Consider the following 863-nt stretch of genomic DNA (forward strand, 5'->3'; position numbering starts at 1 on the left):
CCTGTAAGAGAACCGCCATGAACACGCGCGCCAGCAACGCTTCCCGTCCGACCGGTTTTTCCGGCGAGACCGTGCGCGCGCTGGCTTCGACCCTGCTTCTTCTCGGCCTTATCGGCGATCGCCGGGTTCGCTGAAGGAGCGCCCGGCGGTCGAACCGCCGCGCAAGCGCATGCTCCTTGGCAATCACATCAAGCGAACGAAATTCTGGTAAAGGCGCCGCTCGCCATCAATCCACCTGAAGGTGGATCCATGAGCCGCCGGGAGAAACGACGATGAACGCACGAGAAGAGATCCGCTCCGATGCCGCGGTAGCCGACACGGATTCGGCCAAAGGCATGCCCGACGCGGCTCGCAAATATCAGCCCTATCCGACCGTCGGTCTCACCGATCGCACCTGGCCCTCGAAGGTTATCGACAAGGCGCCGATCTGGTGCTCGGTCGACCTGCGCGACGGAAACCAGGCGCTGATCGATCCTATGGGCCATGAGCGCAAGGCACGCATGTTCGGCCTGCTGCTCGACATGGGCTTCAAGGAGATCGAGATCGGCTTCCCGTCGGCATCGCAGACCGATTTCGACTTTGCCCGCTGGTGCATCGAGGAAGGCAACGTACCCGCCGATGTCTCGCTGCAGGTGCTGGTGCAGTGCCGGCCGGAGCTGATCACCCGCACCTTCGAGGCGCTGAAGGGCGCCACCAACCCGATCGTCCATTTCTACAATTCGACCAGCGAATTGCAGCGTCGCGTCGTCTTCGAGAAGGACGTCGGCGGCATCAAGCGGATCGCCACCGACGCCGCCAAGATGATCACCGACATGGCGGCCAAGGCCGGCGGAGGCTTTCGGTTCGAGTATTCGCCGGAAAGC

The 863-nt window shown here is 62.9% G+C and carries 1 pseudogene; it reads left to right on the forward strand.

Features of this window, described 5'->3' with window-relative positions:
- Positions 1 to 272: 272 nt before the first annotated feature.
- Positions 273 to 863 (forward strand): annotated as a pseudogene (locus ENZ74_RS33175) (2-isopropylmalate synthase); the annotation flags it as partial.

The organism is Mesorhizobium sp. M7A.F.Ca.CA.002.15.2.1, assembly GCF_003998715.1.
Classification (GTDB): Bacteria; Pseudomonadota; Alphaproteobacteria; order Rhizobiales; family Rhizobiaceae; genus Mesorhizobium; species Mesorhizobium ciceri.